This is a genomic window from Streptomyces sp. NPDC051561, from assembly GCF_044454195.1.
Classification (GTDB): domain Bacteria; phylum Actinomycetota; class Actinomycetes; order Streptomycetales; family Streptomycetaceae; genus Streptomyces.
In genome coordinates this window covers 1-18,186 of sequence record NZ_JBITDM010000027.1, presented here as the reverse complement: position 1 = coordinate 18,186, position 18,186 = coordinate 1, and the positions used below count along the sequence as shown (strand labels likewise).

Below are 18,186 nucleotides of genomic sequence, written 5' to 3'. Positions count from 1 at the left end.
CGCCCTATGCGGGTGACTCCTGCAAGTGCGCCACGCAACTCCCGTGCGCGGCCGGGCCGTACACGGATTCCCAGCCCTGGGGGATCTCGCGGAAGACCGGCCAGAGCGAGTGGGCGCCCGCGGAGTTGCGGAGTACCAGGTGGGTTGGCTCGGCGGCTGCTTCCGGTCCTGAGCCGGGGGCGTCGAAGGGGGACTGCGGCAGCATCAGTGGTCCAGCTCCTTCAGGTGGGCGGCGAGTGCCGTGCAGATCTCGTCGAGCGGGCCCGGCTGGGTCAACTCCGGGTGCAGGCAGTCGAGATCGCGGTTGGTGAGGCTGCCGGAGAGGTACGGGGCCCAGGCGTCCGGTGTCAGCCAGTCCTCGAAGCGGGGGGCGGCCGCGGTGAAGAACAGCATGTCGCCCTCGAAGCGGCGGTGCTGGTGGGCCCGCATCAGGCGCGCGTTGTTCACCACGATGTCCACCACGGCGGACAGAGTGCGGTCGGGGAGGCCGGCCAGGGCGCTGCCCTCGCGGTGCAGGGTGGCGAGCACGTCCTCACGGGTCAGCTCGTCGGTGCGGTCGTAGCCGGCCATACGGAGCAGGGCCGTGAGGGCGTCCGTCTCGGCGGGGATCGCCGAGTCCCGCCACTGGTCGGACGGGTAGGCGTCGAGCAGTGCGAGCAACTCAACCTCCTCGCCCGCCTCTTGGAGCTGTACGGCGACGGTGTGCGCGAGCACTCCGCCCACCGACCAGCCGAGCAGCCGGTACGGGCCGTGCGGGCGCACGGTGCGCATCTGCTCGATGTACTCGGCGGCCATCTCCTCCATGGTGGAGGGGAGCTGGGCCGCCGGGTCACCGGACAGGCCGCGCGCCTGGAGGCCGTACAACGGCTGGTCGGTGTCGAGGCGCGAGAGCAGCCCCGAGTAGCACCAGCTGATGCCGCCCGCCGGGTGGAAGGCGAAGAGAGGGTTGCGCCCGCCGGTGGCACGCAGCGGGAGGAGCAGGTCCAGGGCGTGGTCCGCGCCGTGGTCGCCGGCGTCGAGACGGGCGGCGAGGGTGGACGGGGTCTGGGCCTGGAACAGGGTGCCGATGGTCAGTTCGGCGCCGAGGGTGTCGCGGACCCGGGCGACCAGACGGGCCGCGAGCAGCGACGTACCGCCGAGGTCGAAGAACGCGTCGTCGACGCCGACCCGGGGCACCCCGAGAATGTCGGCGAAGAGCCGGGCAAGGGTTTCCTCCCGGTGGCCGGACGGGGCCCGGCCGGTGTCGGCGGTGCCGGTGAGGGCGGGGACGGGCAGGGCGCGGCGGTCCAGCTTGCCGTTGGGGCTGAGCGGGAGTGCGCCGAGGACGACGATCACGCCGGGCACCATGTGCTCGGGGAGGGTACGGGCGAGTCGGGCGCGCAGGGCGTCGGGGTCGACGGACCCACCGGGGGCGGGGGTGACGTAGCCGACCAGCCGCTGGTCGCCGGGACGGTCCTCGCGGACCAGTACGCCGACCGCGCCGACCGCCGGGTCCTGCGCCAACTCGGCCTCGATCTCGCCGAGTTCGATGCGCTGGCCGCGCAGCTTGACCTGGTGGTCGGTACGGCCCAGGTACTCGATCCCGCCGTCGGCCCTCCAGCGTGCCAGGTCGCCCGTGCGGTACATCTGAGTACCGGGGAAACCGTACGGGTCGGCGACGAAGCGGGACGCGGTGAGGGCGGGGCGGCCGAGGTAGCCGTCCGCCAACTGTGCGCCCGCCAGGAAGAGTTCGCCGGGAACGCCGGGCGGGCACGGCTGGAGGGCCGCGTCCAGGACGTACAGCCGGGTGTTCCAGACCGGCCGTCCGATCGGGACCGGTCCCGTGGCGTCGAGGTCGCACGGGTGGTACGTCACATCGACGGCCGCCTCCGTCGGACCGTAGAGGTTGTGCAGCGGTACGACGCCGCCCAGCACCCGGCCGAACTCGCGGACCGTCTCGCGGGGCAGCCCCTCACCGCTGCAGAAGACATGGCGCAGCCCGGTGCAGGACGCGGCGGCGGGCTCCGTCAGGAACACCTGGAGCATCGAGGGCACGAAGTGGCATGCGGTGATGGCCTGCTCGCGGACGACCCGGGCCAGATAGGCGGGATCCTTGTGGCCGCCGGGCTCGGCGACGACCAGGGTGGCGCCCTCGCGCAGCGCCCAGAAGAACTCCCAGACGGAGACGTCGAATCCCGAGGGGGTCTTCTGCAACACCCGGTCGGTGGAGTCGAGTTGGTACGCGGCCTGCATCCAGCGGAGACGGTTGTCGATCGCCGCGTGCGGGACGACCACGCCCTTGGGGCGGCCGGTCGAGCCCGAGGTGTAGATGACGTAGGCGGGGTGCTGCGGAGTGAGCGCGGGGACCGGGTCGGTGGTCGGGCGCGCCGTGGTGTCGAGCTGGTCCAGGGCGACCAGGGGGATGCCGGAGGCCGGGACGCGGTCGGCCCGGTCGGCCAGGACGCAGGCCGGTTCGGCGTCGGCCAGCATGTAGGAGAGCCGGTCCGACGGGTAGTCCGGGTCGAGCGGCAGATAGGCGCCGCCCGCCTTGAGCACGGCGATCAGGGAGATCACCAGGTCGAGGGAGCGGGGCACGGCGACTGCGGCCACCGCGCCCGGACGTACACCCAGCTCGATCAGGTGGTGGGCGAGTTGATTGGCGCGGGTGTTGAGCTCCGCGTACGTCAGGGACTCGTCGCCGAAGACGAGGGCGGTGGCGTCCGGGGTGCGGGCGGCCTGCTCCTCGATCGGAGCGAGCAGGGTGGTGACGGGTATCTCGCGGTCGGTGGCGTTGAACTCATCCAGAACCAGGGCGAGTTCGGCCTCGCGGGCGATGGTGTGCGCGGCCAGCGGGGTGTGCGGTCCGGCGTGTGCGACGCGCTCCAGGAGCTCCAGGAAGCGGGACTGGTGGAGGGCGAGTTCGTCGGCGCCGTAGAGCGCCGGATTGCCGTCGTAGTCGATGCGCAGACCGCTGCCGTCGGTGCGGTCGTAGACATTGACCGTGAGGTCGTCGACCGGGCCCGCCGAGAGGTTGTGGGCCTCGGTACGGGCGCCCGCGAAGGTCAGCGCGTAGTCGAACGGCATCACATTGATCAGCGGTCCGACCAGCGAACGGCCCTCGCCGAGCAGACCCAGATCGCGGCGGATGTCCTCGTACCGGTAACGCTGGTGGCGGCGCGCGGCACGAATGCCCAGCACCACCTGACGGGTCAGCTCGGCGAAGGTCGCCGAGGGGGTGACGGTGAGCCGCAACGGCAGCACGTTCATCACCATGCCGGGGACGCGCAGCGCCACCGAGCCCATCCGCCCCATCATCGGCAGGCCGAGCACGACCTCCTGGGAGTGGGTGGCGCGCGACAGGTACAGCGCCTGCGCGGCGATCAGCACCTCCGGCCAGGTCGCCCGGATCGACGACGCCACCTCGCGCAGCTGGTCGGTGGCCGTCGGGGAGAGGTGGGCGGTGCGCCGGTGGAAGGTGCGCGACGGCAGCGCGGTGCGCCCGGCGAGATTCGCGACCTCGGGCCGGTCGGCGAAGGCGCCGTCCCAGTAGCGGCGGTCCTTGTCGTACGTCTCCGACGCCCGGTAGCCGGCGTCCTCCTCGACCAGGTCCGCCAGCCGCCCGAAAGGGCTGTCCGCGGGCGTCTCGCCCGCGGCGAGCGCGGTGTACACCTCGGCGGTGCGGCGGGCCAGCAGCGAATAGCCGAAGCCGTCCATCACCGCGTGGTGCACCCGCTGGTACCACAGCCAGCGCTCGTCCCCCACCCGGAACAGGGCGTGCGCGAACAGCGGGCCGTCCGCCAGGTCGAACGGGGTGGCGAGGTCGGTGTCCATCCACTCGCGCGCCTCCGCGAAGGGGTTGGCGGACGTACGCAAGTCTGCGGTGTGCAAAGGCAGTCGCAGATTGTCGATCCCCAACTGCAGCGGTCCTTCGGCGGCCTCGACGATGCGCACGCGCAAGGCGTCGGCCTCGTCCACGACCTGACGGAGCGTCCGGGCGAAGACCTCCGGGTCGATCGGGCCGTGGATCTCCAGGCACTCGGCGGTGTTCTGCGCCGGGCTGCTCGGGTCGAGCGCCTGCGCGAACCACATGCCCATCTGGGCCGCGGTCAGCTTCAGGGGCTGCATGGCGGTCGGCGCGGGCGCCGTCGGGGCCGTCATGAGGCTGCCCCCAGGAGCGGTGCCCAGGCCTCGATGGCGGGCTGCTCGGCCAGGTCGACGAAGGAGGCGGTGGTGCCGTGGTCGCGGCGCCAGCGTTCCAGCAGGGCCATGATCCGCATCGAGTCCAGGCCGTAGTCGACCAGGTTCTCGTCGACGGGTATGTCCTGGGGGTCCTCGCCGAGGACGTCCGCCACATCGGCGCGTATCAGCTCGACGGTGAGAGGGGTGGCCGTCGTGTCGTTGTCGCTCATGTCCTCAGATCCCCTTCAGGACGGTGTCGGTGGTGGTGACGACCGCGCACCGGCCGGCCGCGTACTTCAGCGCCATGTCGTGGTCCTCGCGGGAGAAGTCGGCCACCGCGTCGGCCACCACGAACGCCTGCACATCGCGCATCCACGCGTCGCACGCCGTCATCAGTACCCCGATGTGCGCATACACACCGACCACCACGATCTGGTCCCGGCCCGCCTCGCGCATCCGCTGTTCCAGATCGGTGCGGACGTACGCGCTGTACTTCCACTTGGTGATGACGGTGTCACCGGGCTCCGGGGCGACCGGGCCGGCGATCGCCTTCGCGTGCTCGTCGTCCGGCAGGCCGGAACCCCAGAAGTCCTGCTGCAGACCGCGCTCGGCGGGGGACTGGCCGCCGGGCTGGGCGGAGTACAGCACCGGGATCCCGGCGGCGCGGGCCGCCTTCGCCAACTGGCCGACGTTCTCAAGGAGTTCGGTGGTCGGCGAGGTGCCCTCGGTGTACGCCGTCAGGAAGTGGTTCTGCAGGTCGTGCACGAGCAGTACCGCGCGCTCGGGGTCGACGGTCCAGGAAACCCGGTTCTCCGGCAGCTCGTTGGGGGTGGGCATGGAGTACGGGGCGACGGCGGGCAGGGCCATGGGGGAGGGCCTTTCGTAGAGCGGGGTGACGCGTGTGCGGTGGGAATGGGTGCGGGACGGCAGGCTCTCAGTGCCCCGGAGAGACCGCGATCGACCGCTGGTCCTTCTTGCTGATCTTGCCGATGCCGGTCTGCGGGAACGCCGTCACGAACTCGACGCGGTCCGGGACCTTGTACGCCGCGAGCCCCTTGTCCCGTACGAACTTCTTGATCGCGAGGGACTTCGGCGGCTCGGCGCCGGTGCGCAGGATGACGTACGCCAGGGTCCGTTCGCCCAGGTACTCGTCCGGGACGGCGACCAGTGAGCAGTCGTGCACGGCGGGGTGGCCGAGGATGATGTTCTCGATCTCCTCGGGGGCGATCTTCTCGCCGCCCCGGTTGATCTGGTCCTTCGCCCGGCCCTCGACGACCAGGTGGCCGGTGGGGGTGCGGCGCACGATGTCGCCCGTGCGGTAGAAGCCGTCGGCGGTGAACGACCGGGCGTTGTGGTCGGGCGCCCGCCAGTAGCCACGGATGGTGTACGGGCCACGGGTCAGCAGGTGACCGGCCTCGCCCTCCGGGACGGCGTTGTCCTCGTCGTCGACGATGCGTATCTCGTCGGCGTCGGAGATCGGGCGGCCCTGGGTGGTGACGATCGTCTCCGGATCGTCGTCCAGGCGCGTGTAGTTGACCAGCCCCTCCGCCATGCCGAAGACCTGCTGGAGGGTGCAGCCGAGCGCCGGGCCGACCCGGCGGGCCGCGGCCTCGCTGAACTTGGCGCCGCCGACGAGGAGCACCTCCAGGCTGGAGAGGTCGTACGAGGTGGTGGCGCCGGACTCGGTCCAGACCAGGGCGAGCGGCGGGACGATGCCGGTGATCGTGACGCGTTCGCGCTCGATGATCGGGAACGCGGTGTCCGGGTCGGGCTGCGGGCACATGACCACCCGGCCGCCCGCGTAGAGGATGCCGAGCGAACCGGGGGAGGAGAGCGGGAAGTTGTGGGCCGCGGGGAGGGCGACCAGATAGACGGAGTCGGAGGTCACACCGCAGAGGTCGTTGGAGCCCCAGAGCGAGTAGATGTAGTCGTCGTGGGTGCGCGGGATCAGCTTGGGGACGCCGGTGCTGCCGCCGGAGAGCTGGAGGAAGGCGAGGTCCGAGGGGGCCGGGCCGTCCAACTCCGTTGCGGGGAGCGGTACGTCGGTGAGGGCGGTGTGCTCGCCCGGGTCGCCGACGACGAACACCTCGCGGAGGGTGGGGACTTCCGCGCGGACCTTGGAGGCAAGGGCGCGGTGGTCGAAACCGGCGGCCTTGTCGGGGATGACATAGGCGACGGCCTCGGTGAACTCGCAGAAGTAGCGGATCTCGGTCTCGCGGTGCGCGGGGAGGGCGAACACCGGGAGTGCGCCGAGGCGGAAGAGGGCGAAGACGACCTCGAAGAACTCCGCGACATTGGGGAGCTGGACGACCACGCGGTCGCCCCCGGTGATACCGCGGGCGGCGAAGCCCGTGGCCAACTCCGCTGCGCGAGCGTCCAGTTCGGCGTACGTCCAGTGGCGGTCGCCGTCGGATATCGCGACGCGGTCGGGGTGGGACTCGGCTCGGGTGCGGAGCATCTCGCCGAAGGTTTCGCCGTTCCAGTAGCCGGCGGCGCGGTACTGGGCGGCTAGGTCGGCGGGCCAGGTGGGGGCGTCGGGCAGCACGGGGGTCCTTGGCGGGGTTGGGGTGGGGTGGGGGGCCGGACCTGGGCGGGTGGTCCGGCCCCGGTGGGCGACGTTGTGCGGGGGCGGGGGCGGGGGCGGGTGTGTGTGGGGGCTGTGGGGCGAGGGGCCTACTTGGAGGACATGGCCTTCTTGATGTCGTCCAGGACGGAGACCGCGGCCTGTGCGCCGCCCAGGCTGGTCCACTTGGAGCCGTCGATCTCGGTGACGTGGTTGTTCTTCACCGCGTCGAGCTGCTTGTACGCGGGCTTGGCCTTCAGCTCGGTGAAGAGCTTGGCGTCCTTGCCCTGGGACGTCAGCGTGCCGATGAACAGCCAGTCGGCGTCGATCTGCTTCAGGTCCTCGTCGCTGAGCGGCGTCGAGTGGCCCTGGCCCTTCTCGTTCTGGATGCCGGGACGCTTGAGGCCGAGCTCCCCCACGACGTCCGAGATGAACACGCCCTGCTGCATGACCGCGGTGCCCTTGGCCGAGTAACGCGCCACCGACACGTTCTTGCCCGCGTTCGCGCCGAGCGCCGCCTTGGTCTCGGTGACCTTGGCGTCGTACCCCTTGAGGAACTCGGCGGCCTCGTTGGACTTGCCGAGCACCTTCGCGGTCAGCTCGAAGGACTTCTTCCAGTCCTTCTTCTTGTCGATGGTGACAACGGTCGGCGCGATCTTCGCCAGCTGCGCCAGGACCTGCTTGTCGGCGAGCTGACCGGCCAGAATGACGTCCGGCTTGGCCTGAATGACCTTCTCGATGTCGGGTCCGGTCACCGCGCCGACGACCGGTATGCCCTTCGCCTGGTCGGCGAGGTAGCCGGGGGCGCCCTTCTGGCCCCGGCCCGCGGAGATGCCGACCGGCTTCACCTTGAGGGCGAGCGCGGAGTCCAGGTCCATCTCGCTCAGGGCGACGACGTTCTTGGGGGCGGCGGGAACCTTCACCTCGGCGCCGGTCGCGTCGGTGACGGAGACCTGGGATCCCGCGTTCTTGGCCTTGCCCGCGGCGTCCGAGCCCTTGGCGCCGGAGTCGTCCGAACCGCAGGCGGAGAGCGTGAGAGCGGAGGCGAGGGTGAGGGCTGCCACCGCGGTCAGCCGGGTGCGCGGGGTGAGGTTCGAGGACATGTCCGTGATCTCCATGCTGGTGAAGGCGAAATGATGACCGGCCAGAAAACCGGACATACGGGGTGACTCACCCCGAGTGGGAGCATCTTGAACTGGTCCTGCGGCAGCAGGGAGTTCGCGATGCCCCGGCCAGGGGCTCCACGTCGTAGTTAGGTTAGGCTAACTTCATGTTGGTTGCGCAAGAGGGGCGGGTCCGGGAGTCCGGATCCGAACCCCCCATACCGGGTTCGGCGAGGTTCCATCGCCCCACGCTTCTGGCGGCCGCCGCCCTGGTCCTGCTTCTGGCGGGGCTGTGCGTGCTGTCGCTGCTGATCGGCTCGGGCTCGAACCCGATGGCGCGGGCCTGGGGGTTCCTCACCGGAGACCCGGCCGCCCGCGCGGACGCGCAGATGCGGCTGGCGGTCATGGACGTACGGATGCCGCGCACCCTCGCCGGACTCCTGGTCGGCATCGCCCTCGGCGCCGCCGGCTGCCTCCTCCAGGCCGTCACCCGCAACCCGCTGGCCGAGACCGGACTGCTCGGAGTCAACTCCGGTGCGGCACTGGGCGTGGTGATCGGTCTCACGTACTTCCAGGTGACTTCGGCGTACGGAGTCCTGGTGTGGGCCCTGGTCGGCGGGATGGCCGCCAGCGCGGTCGTACTCCTGCTGGCGGCTTCCGGGCGGGCGGCCGGATCGCCGCTGCGGCTGGTGCTCGCGGGCAGTGCGCTCGGGGCGACCTTCCACGGAGCGACCTCCTACGTCCTGCTCGGGACCCAGTCGACGTTCGACACCTACCGCTACTGGACGATCGGCTCCCTGGCGGGGATCGAGACCAAGGACATCTACCCGCTGATCCCGTTGATCGCGGTCGGGCTGCTGATCGCCTTCGCCTGTGTACGTCCGCTCTCGGCGCTCGCACTCGGTGACGACAGCGCACGTTCGCTGGGGCATCACCCGGGGCGGATCCGGCTGATCGTCGCGGTGTCGGTGACCTTGCTGGCGGGCGCGGCGGTGGCGCTGGCCGGGCCGATCGCCTTCCTCGGGCTGCTCGCACCCTATGCGGCGCGAGCGGTCACCGGACCTCGGATGGCGGGGCAGTTGGTGCTGTCCGGGCTGGTCGGAGGGGTCGCGATGATTGCGGCGGACCTGCTGGCGCGGGTGGTGATCCGGCCCTGGGAGACGCCGGTGAGTGTGCTGCTGGCCTTCATCGGGGGGCCGTTGCTGATCTGGATCGCCCGCTCGCGGCGGATGTCCACGGCGGGGGCGAGCGCGTGACGACGTATCGGAGCACTCCGGAGACGACGGACGCGACAGGTGTCACCAAGGCCACCTCCCTCACTCCGCCCGACTCCACCACCATCCGTCTCGGCGCCTTCTCCTGGCTCTTCCCGTACCGCAGCGCCCTCGCGGCCGTCGGGCTGACGGTGCTCATCGGCGGGATCGTGGCGCTCGCCGCCTTCGCGAGCTCCACCGGGATGAGCTTCTCCGACACCGTGGCCGGGCTGCTCGGAACCGGTGACTACGCGACCGTGATGCTCGTCCAGGACTTCCGGCTGCCGCGCATCGCCGTCGGCCTCATGGTCGGCGCCGCCCTCGGCATCGCGGGCTGCCTCACCCAGACCCTGGCCGGAAACCGGCTCGCCACCCCCGATGTCATCGGCGTCAACGACGGCGCCACCGCGGCCGTGGTCGCCTCCGTCGTCGGTTCCTCCACCGGCATGATCGGCGACTGGTGGCTGGGCCCGCTCGGCGCGGCGGCCGCCGCCATGGTCGTCGTCGCGTGCGCGGGCGGAGCGGGACGCGGCGGCTACCGCATCCTGGTCGTCGGCATCGGCGTCTCCACCGTCATCGGCGCCGTCACCGACCTGGTGATGTCCCGCGAGAACGACAACACGGCGGGCGGCGTCTTCCTCTGGACCGTCGGGTCGCTCAACGGACGTGACTGGGGCGTCGGTACGCCGCTCTCGCAGCTCCTCCTGGTCCTCGTACCCCTGGCCCTGATCGCGGGCAGCCGCCTGCAACTCCTGCGCTTCGACGACGACATGGCCGCCACCCTCGGCGTCAACGTCTCCCGGGTGCGCGCGATCACCCTCCTGCTCGCGGTCGCCCTCTCCGGCATCGCCGTCGGCATCGGCGGGCCGATCGCCTTCGTCGCCCTCGCCGCACCGGTACTGGCCGCCCGCCTCAGCGGCCCCACCCGGATCCCCGTGGTCGGCTCCGCGCTGGTCGGCGCGGCCCTGGTCGCGGGCGCGGACGCACTGGGCCGGGTCATCGCCCCCGTGGAGATCCCGGTCGGTGTCGTCACCAGCGTGCTCGGCGGGCCCTTCCTGCTCTGGGTCCTCTTCGGCAAGAAGCCCTCGGCGCAACCAGCCGGACCCTCGAAGTCCGCCTCCCCCTCCAAGTCCAGCCGGACCGGAAAGGCCTGACCCCCGTGGAACTGACCGTAGAGGCCCTCACCGCCGGATACCCCGGCCACCCCGTCGTCGACGGCGTCGACCTCACCGTCCCCAGCGGGCAGGTCGTCGCCATCGTCGGCCCCAACGGCTGTGGCAAGTCAACCCTGTTGCGCGCCGTCGCCCGCCTCCACAAGCCCGAATCGGGCACCGTACGCGCCGGGGACGCCGACGTCTGGCAGCTCACCCAGCGCCGGGCCGCCCACCGGATCGCCCTGCTCGCCCAGTCCCCGCAGGCCCCCGAGGCGGTCACCGTCGCAGGTCTCGTACGGTACGGCCGCCACCCCCACCAGGGCCTGTTCCGGCAGTGGTCCCGCGAGGACGAGGCCGCGGTACGCGCCGCCCTGGACGCCACCGGCACCACCGCCCTCGCCGAACGCCGTCTCGACCAGCTCTCCGGCGGCCAGCGCCAGCGCTGCTGGCTGGCCATGGTGCTCGCGCAGGAAACCCCGATCGTCCTCCTCGACGAGCCGACGAGCGCCCTCGACCTCGGCCACGCCGTCGAAGTGCTCTCCCTGGTCCGGGAGGTCGCGGCAGCGGGCCGCACCGTCGTCATGGTCCTCCACGACCTGGCCAGCGCCGCCCGCTACGCCGACACCGTCGTCGCCATGAACGAGGGCCGCATCGTCGCCCAGGGCCCCGCCCGCGAGGTGGTCACCGCCGCCCTGGTCAAGGAGTTGTACGGCGTCGACGCCGACATCCTCCAGGCCCCGGGCGACGGTTCCCCCGTCGTCGTACCCACAGCCCCGACCCCCGTACGGGAACCCGCGGTCAGCCCCGCCGGCTGACCTCGCGCGAGCCCCCGCTGATCCCGCGTCAGCCCTTCCGGCCGAGAGCGAAGTCCGCCGCCGTCCACGCCAGCCCCACCGCCCCCTCCAGCATCGCCTGCTCGGCGGCCGGGGTGGCGGCCGCGGCCGTGAACTCCGGCTGGTGCGGGCCACTCGTACCACTGCCGATGTCGAGCACCGGGTGGATCGACGGCACCACGTGCGACACATTGCCCATGTCGGTCGATGCGAAGGGGCCGCGCAACTGCGGTTCGGGCCTGCCCAGTTCGCGGGCGTTCGCGGTCCAGAGGGCGACCAGTTCCGGATCGGAGCGGAAGTCCAGATAGTCCGGCGACGGCTGTACGAGGTCGACCTCGCAGCCGGTGGCGAGCGCACCCGCCCTGAAACAGTTCTCCACCCGCTCACGCAGTTCCCGCAGCTCCTCCACCGAGGGGGTCCGCAGGGCGTACGCGGCCCGCGCCCGCTCCGGGATGGCATTGAGCGCGGTGCCCGCCTCGACGGCGATACCGTGCACCTTCCACTCCCCGGGCAACTGCTGCCGCAGCAGCCCCAGCGCCACCTGAGCCACGGTCAGCGCGTCGGCCGCGTTCCGCCCGTCCTGCGGATTCATCGCCGCGTGCGCCGACTTCCCCGTGTACGTGACGTCCAGGGATCCCATCGCGAACGACCGGAAGTCCGCCACCTCGAACGGGCACGGATGGATCATCATCGCCGCGTCCACCCCGTCGAACGCCCCCGCGTCCAGCAGCAGTGCCTTCCCGGCGCCGCTCTCCTCGGCCGGAGTGCCCAACACCCGTACCGTCAGACCGAGTTCATCGACGTAGGGAGCCAGCGCCAGCGCCGCGCCCACCCCGGCCGCCGCGATCAGATTGTGTCCGCAGGCATGCCCCATCCCGGGCAGCGAGTCGTACTCGCAGGCCAGCGCGACGGTGGTGGGCCCGGAGCCGAGGGACGCTTCGAAGGCCGTCGTCAGGCCGTACGCGGGTGCGGCGACGGTGAAGCCGTGCTCGCGCAGTACGTCCACGCACCAGGCGGCGGCCCGGAACTCCTGGAAGGCCGTCTCGGGGTGGGCGTGGATGCGGCGGCTGAGCGCGAGGAGTTCTTCCCGCAGGGCGTCCGTCCGGGCCCGAATGGCGGTCTTCAGCTCGCGGCCGTTCCTGCGCTCCGACACCTGTTGTCCTCCTGACCATGAGCTTTGTGGGGTACCTGCCACCATACGGGGCACCGGGACAGCTCTGGGGCGCAGGACGTCCTGCGGTCGGCACGTCACATATCAACTCCCTGCTTCGTCAAGCTTGTTGGATCCGTATGGCGACGCGCCTACTCTGAAGGTCCGTATGAGGGGGTCGTATGAGCGAGCCGGACGACGGACGTGCCCAGGGCAACGGTCTTCGGGCCGCACCGCCCGGCAAGGGCGAGAAGCTGGCCGACTGGGCAGACGGCCGGCTGGGGCTGTATCCGCTGGCAAAGGCCAATATCCGCAAGATCTTCCCGGACCACTGGTCCTTCATGTTCGGCGAGATCTGCCTCTACAGCTTTCTGATCATCATCCTCACCGGCATCTACCTCACCCTCTTCTTCGAGCCCAGCAGCGCGGAGGTCGTCTATCACGGCGAGTACGTCCCGCTGAACGGCGTCCGGATGACCCGCGCGTTCGAGTCCACCCTCGACATCAGCTTCGAGGTGCGGGGCGGGCTGCTGATCCGGCAGATCCACCACTGGGCCGCGCTGATCTTCGTCGCGGCGATGCTGGTGCACATGATGCGGGTGTTCTTCACCGGGGCGTTCCGCAAGCCGCGCGAGCTCAACTGGATGTTCGGCTGGACCCTGCTGTTCCTGGGGCTGATCACCGGGCTCACCGGCTACTCGCTCCCCGACGACCTGCTCTCCGGGACCGGACTGCGGTTCGCGCACGGGGCGATCCTGTCGGTGCCGGTGGTGGGGACGTATCTGGCGTTCTTCCTGTTCGGCGGCGAGTTCCCGGGCGAGGACATCATCGCCAGGCTCTATCCGATCCACATCCTGCTGTTGCCGGGGATCATGCTGGGCCTGGTCGTCGCCCACCTGATCCTGGTCTTCTACCACAAGCACACCCAGTTCGCGGGCCCCGGAAGGACCGAGAAGAACGTCGTCGGCGCACCCTTCCTGCCCGTCTACGTCGCCAAGGCGGGCGGCTTCTTCTTCCTGGTCTTCGGCGTCATCGCCGTCATCTCGGCGGCCTTCGCCATCAACCCGGTGTGGGCGATCGGCCCCTACCGGCCCGACCTGGTCTCCACCGGCGCTCAACCCGACTGGTACCTCGGCTTCTCCGAGGGGCTGATCCGGGTGATGCCCAGCTGGGAGATCAACGCCTGGGGGCACACCCTCCAACTCGGTGTCTTCATCCCCTTCAGCCTGTTCCCGATGATCATGCTGGCGATCGGGGTCTATCCGTTCATCGAGGCCTGGGTCACCGGGGACAAACGCGAGCACCACATCGCGCAGCGCCCGCGCAACGCGCCCACCAGGACCGCACTGGGCGTCGCCTGGCTGACGCTGTACGGGGTGATGCTGATCGGCGGCGGCAACGACCTGTGGGCCACCCACTTCCACTTGTCGATCAACGTCATCACCTGGTTCGTGCGCATCGCCGCCTTCGTCGGCCCGGTGCTCGCCTTCGTGATCACCCGGCGGATCTGTCAGGGGCTGCAACTCAGGGACAGCGAAATGGCGTTGCACGGCCGTGAGAGCGGCACCCTCAAACGGCTGCCGCACGGTGAGTACGTAGAGGTGCACACCCCGCTCTCGCAGGCCGAGCTGCACAAGCTGACCTCGCACGAGCAGCCCGTGCCGTTCGAGGTCGGACGCGAGGTCGACGCGAACGGGGTGCGCCGGACGATCAAGCGCTCCGACCGGCTGCGGGCCAGGCTGGCCAGGGCGATGTACGGGCCGGGGACGCATGTGCCCAAGCCGACCGCGGAGGAGTACCGGGCGCTGCACTCGGGCGACTCCCACGAGCACAGTGGGGACCGGCAGCACTGAGTGACCGTCAGTGCTGACCAAACGTCAGTTCACTGTGGAAGAAGGGTCCGTGGGGCGGGGGTGCGCGTTTCGGCCACCCCCGCCCCACGGACCCTTTCCGCCATTGTCATGCTCACGTAGCTTGTTCCGGGTTGTGTCCCGAGTGAACCAGTGAGCAGGGGGAGACAGTTGCTTTCCGCACGCGCACGCAGAGGCAGAGCACGAAGAACCCGGACCGTACTCGTGGGAGCGATACTCGCGGCGCTGCCCGCGACGGCACTGGCAGCGACGGCCACCGCCGCGCCCGCCCCTTCCGGCGCGGCGCCCTCGCAGCAGGCGCCCGCGCGAGCCGCCGCCGGGGAACATCCCGAGCAGGCCCCTCCGTACCCGGACGTGGACGTACGGGGCGAAGCGCGCCGCGCACCCACCGCCGCCCAGTTCGAAGCGGCCAGGGAACTGGACGGGGCCGCCGTCCGCTGGGGCGGCTTCGGTACGCCGCGACTGGTCACCCCGCAGGGCAAGGGCGCCACGCTCACCAAGGCCGACGCCGCTTCCCCGCGCACGGTCGCACTGGACTACGTACGGGAGAACGCCGAGCTGTACGGGCTGACTGCCGCCGATCTGGGGGGACTTGAGGTCACCAAGTCGTACCGCACCGTGCACAACGGGGTGGAGCACGTCTTCGTCGGACAGCGCGCGGGCGGCGCGCTCGTGTACGGCGGCAGGCTCGCCGTCGCCGTCGACAGGCAGGGCCGGATCATCACCGCCACCGGCAGCCTCGTACCCGGCGTGCAGACGGGCGGCGCGGCGACGGTGAACCGTACCGGCGCACTCGACAAGGCCGCCGCAGCCGTCGGCACCGGGACCGTGCCCGCCGACGCCCGCGCCGAGCAGGTCCTCTTCCCGCTCGCCGACGGCACCACGCGCACCGCCTGGCAGACCTCGCTCACCGCCGACAACGGACACATCTACGAGAGCGTCGTCGACGCCGCGGACGGGCGCGTCCTGCTGCGTACCGACCTGACCAGCAACGAAGGCCCCGAGGGCAAGGTCTTCACCGGCCAGAACGCCTCCGTCGGCAGCCAGCAGACCGTCCCCTTCAGCGGCGTCGGCCACTCCTGGGCCGAGGCCCGCACCACCACCGGCAACAACGTCCAGACCTCGCAGAACCTCGACGGCAAGGACGCGCTGGGCTACCAGCCGCAGACACCCGCCGCCCCGGACCCCGCCTACCAGCACTTCGACTACACCTTCACCGACGCCTTCCGCAACAGCGGCGGCACGGACCTCACCACGGACCGGGACGCGGTCGTCACTCAGGGGTTCTACTACGCGAACCGGATGCACGACTTCCTCTACGAGCTCGGCTTCGACGAGGCGTCCGGCAACTTCCAGGAGGACAACTTCGGCAAGGGCGGCCAGGGCAGCGACCGGGTGCAGATGTACGTCGACTACAACGCCTCCGGCTCCAGCGCCTGCAACGCCAACTTCGGCACGCCGCCGGAGGGTCAGAACCCGACCATGCGGATGTTCGTCGGCCGGACCTCCTGCAACAACTTCAACACCCACCGCGCCATGAACGGCGACACCGTCGCCCACGAGTACAGCCACGGCCTGTCCCACCGCCTGGTCGGCGGCGGCAACCTGGGCTCCGGCGCCCAGGCCGGCGGTCTCGGCGAAGGCTGGGGCGACGCCATCGCCACCTCGATGTGGAGCGACCCGGTCTACGGCGAGTACAGCAACGGCAAGCCCTCGGGCATCCGCCGCTACGCCTACAACGCCAGCCCGCTCACGTACGCCAACCTCTGCGAGGGCGGCTGCCAGGTGCACCGCGACGGCGAGATCTGGGCCGCCACCATGTGGGAGACCCGCACCGCCCTGGTCGGCGCGCACGGTGAGGCCGGCGGCAAGCAGGCTCACGAGCAGCTGATGGTCGACGGCATGAAGATGACCCCGTCGAAGCCCGACTTCCTCGACGCCCGCGACGGCATCCTCGCCGCCGACCGGGCGAACCACGGCGGCGCCAACCAGTGCCTGCTGTGGGGCGCCTTCGCCAAGCGGGGGATGGGCGCCGGCGCCACGTCGTCCGCGCAGGACCAGGGCACCCCGGCGACCGACCTCCCGGCGACCTGCAAACCGACCGCGGACGCGGGTGGCCCCTACACCACCAAGGAGGGGGCGGACGTCCAGCTGAACGCGGGCGGCAGCACCACGCCCGGGGGCGGCGCCACGTACGCCTGGGACTTCGACGGCGACGGTGCCTACGACGACGCGACCGGGCCGGCCCCGGCCTTCGACCGGGTGGGCCAGGACGGCACCTACGAGATCGGGCTGAAGGTCTCCAACGCGGCCGGAGCCGCCACCGACACCGCGACCGTCACGGTCACCAATGTCTCGCCGGTCCTCGCCGTCAACGTCACCGGACCGCGCGAGGAGGGCGGCAGGCTCACCGTCAGCGGCACTGTCACCGACCCGGGCTGGCTCGACAAGCCCACCGCCACCATCGACACCGGTGACGGCAGACCCGTTGCCCTGGAAGGGGAGTTGGAGAACGGGCGGCCCGACGCCACCCTCACCTTCGCCAAGGAAGTCGTCTTCGGCGACAACGGCACCTTCACCGTGAGGATCTGCGGCAGCGACGACGACAGCACCGTCTGCGAGGGCACCGCGATCACCGTCGCCAATGTCGACCCGAAGGCGGCCATCGACAAGTCGAAGGCCGTCGAGCTCGCGGGCGGCAGGACCCTCGTGGCGAGGGCGGGCGAGGAGAACACCCTGTCCGCGCGCGTCACCGACCCCGGCAGCGACGACGAGACCCTCACCTGGAGCTGGGGCGACAGGACCCCCGACACCTCGGAGACCTCCCTGGTCAACCCGCCGGACCCGGACCCGGCCAACAGCCCCGGCGTCCAGCCCCGCGACATCGCCGACACCCAGCAGCACGCGTACAAGAAGCCGTGCGTGTACGACCTCGGGCTCGGCGTCCGCGACGACGACGGCGGCACCGGCGAGGACGGCGTCAAGGTCGTCGTGCAGGGCAACGCGCACCTCTCGCTGCTCGCCGACGTCTGGTACGTGAAGTACCTGACCGGCGACCTCACCGGGCTCGGCAAGGAGCGCCTGGACTGCTACCTGAAAATCGTCCAGCACGCGAGCGCGGTCTTCGGTGGGCCCGAGTCCGAGGTCGACATCTCCGACCAGGGCAAGGCCGTGCACGCACTGTCGCTCACGCTGTTCAACCCGAAGCGCGCCCTGGACCGCCAACTCCTGTCCGCCTGGCTGAACTTCGCGCACGGAGCGTTCCAGTCGGCCGCGAAGGTCGACACCGACGGCGATCTCAAGGTGGACACCCCGTTCCTGACGGTGCTTCAGAACGCCGAGAAGGTACGGCTCGACCCGAAGGCCACCGACAAGGACCTCTCCCGCCAGGCGAAGATCCTGCTCTGCGTCAACGTACCGTTGGTGTAATGACGTTACGTGCACGACGTGCGGTCGCCGCCACCCTCCTGGTGGGAGTGGCGGCGACCGGCTGCGCAAACTCGGGTGCGGGGCAGGGTGGTTCGAGCCCGCCCCGGAGCGCCCCCGGGAGTACGCCGGTGAGCGCGTCCCCCTCGGGCAGCGCGACGACCGGGCCCGTACCCTCGCCGCCCGCCCGGCCCCCGGGCACCCCGACGCCGCCCACGGCTTCACTGCCGCACCCCTCCGGCCCGTACCCCTCCGGCCCCCTCACCGAGGCAGACACCGGCCGCACGCTGGCTCTGACCGTCGGTGACACGGCCCATCTGCGGCTCTCCAGCAAGTACCGGTGGACCGGCCCCGCCGCCGACGGAGTCACCACCGGCGGTCCGAGCCTGCTGCTGGTCCCCGTCGGCTACGAGGGTGACCCCGGCTTCCTCGAATGGGAGATCCGCGCGCTCCGGCCCGGCACCACGACCGTGCGAGCCACCGGGAAACCGGGCTCACGCGCCCTGAAGCTCACCTTCCGGGTCACCGGGAGCTGAACCCGCCGCATCCCACCCGTGAACCCGCTCCCCAAATTCTGCTTAGAGGTCATCTCATTTGGTTGACTCGGTATTCTGTGGGTCATGATGGGGATCGTTGAGCGGCTGGTGCCGGACGAGTTGTGGGAGTTGTTCCAGC

Annotated in this window: 13 protein-coding genes; 6 read left to right on the top strand and 7 right to left on the bottom strand. The window is 70.9% G+C overall.

Going from position 1 to position 18,186, the window contains the following annotated elements:
* Positions 1-4 precede the first annotated feature (4 nt).
* The 6 genes from ACIA73_RS36240 to ACIA73_RS36215 form a co-directional block, all read right to left on the bottom strand.
* Positions 5-205: an MbtH family NRPS accessory protein gene (locus ACIA73_RS36240; protein ID WP_399443215.1), complete on the bottom strand. Its 201-nt coding sequence runs from the start codon at positions 203-205 to the stop codon at positions 5-7.
* Positions 205-4,137, bottom strand: a complete 3,933-nt coding sequence (locus ACIA73_RS36235) for an amino acid adenylation domain-containing protein (protein ID WP_399443214.1) — start codon at positions 4,135-4,137, stop codon at positions 205-207. Before ACIA73_RS36235 ends, ACIA73_RS36240 begins: the two co-directional genes overlap by 1 nt.
* Positions 4,134-4,388: a phosphopantetheine-binding protein gene (locus tag ACIA73_RS36230; RefSeq protein ID WP_399443213.1), complete on the bottom strand. Its 255-nt coding sequence runs from the start codon at positions 4,386-4,388 to the stop codon at positions 4,134-4,136. The genes ACIA73_RS36235 and ACIA73_RS36230 overlap by 4 nt, the downstream gene beginning before the upstream one ends.
* A 4-nt stretch (positions 4,389-4,392) precedes the next feature.
* Positions 4,393-5,025 carry an isochorismatase family protein gene (locus ACIA73_RS36225; RefSeq protein WP_399443212.1) on the bottom strand — a complete coding sequence of 211 codons (633 nt, stop codon included), beginning with the start codon at positions 5,023-5,025 and terminating at the stop codon, positions 4,393-4,395.
* 67 nt (positions 5,026-5,092) lie between these two features.
* Complete coding sequence (locus ACIA73_RS36220) at positions 5,093-6,703, bottom strand: (2,3-dihydroxybenzoyl)adenylate synthase (RefSeq protein ID WP_399443211.1); 1,611 nt, start codon at positions 6,701-6,703, stop codon at positions 5,093-5,095.
* Between the two features lie 128 nt (positions 6,704-6,831).
* On the bottom strand, positions 6,832-7,824 hold the full coding sequence (locus ACIA73_RS36215) for an ABC transporter substrate-binding protein (protein WP_399443284.1): 993 nt from the start codon (positions 7,822-7,824) through the stop codon (positions 6,832-6,834).
* 167 nt (positions 7,825-7,991) lie between these two features.
* Here ACIA73_RS36215 and ACIA73_RS36210 point away from each other — a divergent pair, with 167 nt between their 5' ends.
* Genes ACIA73_RS36210 through ACIA73_RS36200 form a run of 3 tightly spaced genes read left to right on the top strand, consistent with a single transcriptional unit; the run spans position 7,992 to position 11,046 of the window.
* Entirely contained in the window at positions 7,992-9,080 is a 1,089-nt protein-coding gene (locus ACIA73_RS36210) for a FecCD family ABC transporter permease (RefSeq protein WP_399443210.1), read from the top strand.
* Positions 9,077-10,231 (top strand): FecCD family ABC transporter permease, encoded by a 1,155-nt coding sequence (locus ACIA73_RS36205; RefSeq protein WP_399443209.1) that lies wholly within the window; start codon positions 9,077-9,079, stop codon positions 10,229-10,231. Before ACIA73_RS36210 ends, ACIA73_RS36205 begins: the two co-directional genes overlap by 4 nt.
* A gap of 5 nt (positions 10,232-10,236) precedes the next feature.
* Entirely contained in the window at positions 10,237-11,046 is an 810-nt protein-coding gene (locus tag ACIA73_RS36200) for an ABC transporter ATP-binding protein (protein WP_399443208.1), read from the top strand.
* Between the two features lie 28 nt (positions 11,047-11,074).
* Here the strand turns inward: ACIA73_RS36200 and ACIA73_RS36195 are convergent, their stop codons facing one another.
* Positions 11,075-12,262, bottom strand: coding sequence for a M20 family metallopeptidase (locus tag ACIA73_RS36195; protein WP_399443207.1), 1,188 nt, complete (start codon positions 12,260-12,262; stop codon positions 11,075-11,077).
* Between the two features lie 134 nt (positions 12,263-12,396).
* Between ACIA73_RS36195 and ACIA73_RS36190 the strand changes: the two genes are divergently transcribed.
* The 3 genes from ACIA73_RS36190 (at position 12,397) to ACIA73_RS36180 (ending at position 18,047) form a co-directional block, all read left to right on the top strand.
* Entirely contained in the window at positions 12,397-14,067 is a 1,671-nt protein-coding gene (locus ACIA73_RS36190; protein WP_399443206.1) for a cytochrome bc complex cytochrome b subunit, read from the top strand.
* A gap of 222 nt (positions 14,068-14,289) precedes the next feature.
* Positions 14,290-17,514: a M36 family metallopeptidase gene (locus tag ACIA73_RS36185; RefSeq protein WP_399443205.1), complete on the top strand. Its 3,225-nt coding sequence runs from the start codon at positions 14,290-14,292 to the stop codon at positions 17,512-17,514.
* On the top strand, positions 17,514-18,047 hold the full coding sequence (locus ACIA73_RS36180; RefSeq protein WP_399443204.1) for a hypothetical protein: 534 nt from the start codon (positions 17,514-17,516) through the stop codon (positions 18,045-18,047). The genes ACIA73_RS36185 and ACIA73_RS36180 overlap by 1 nt, the downstream gene beginning before the upstream one ends.
* The last annotated feature ends 139 nt before the right edge of the window (positions 18,048-18,186 follow it).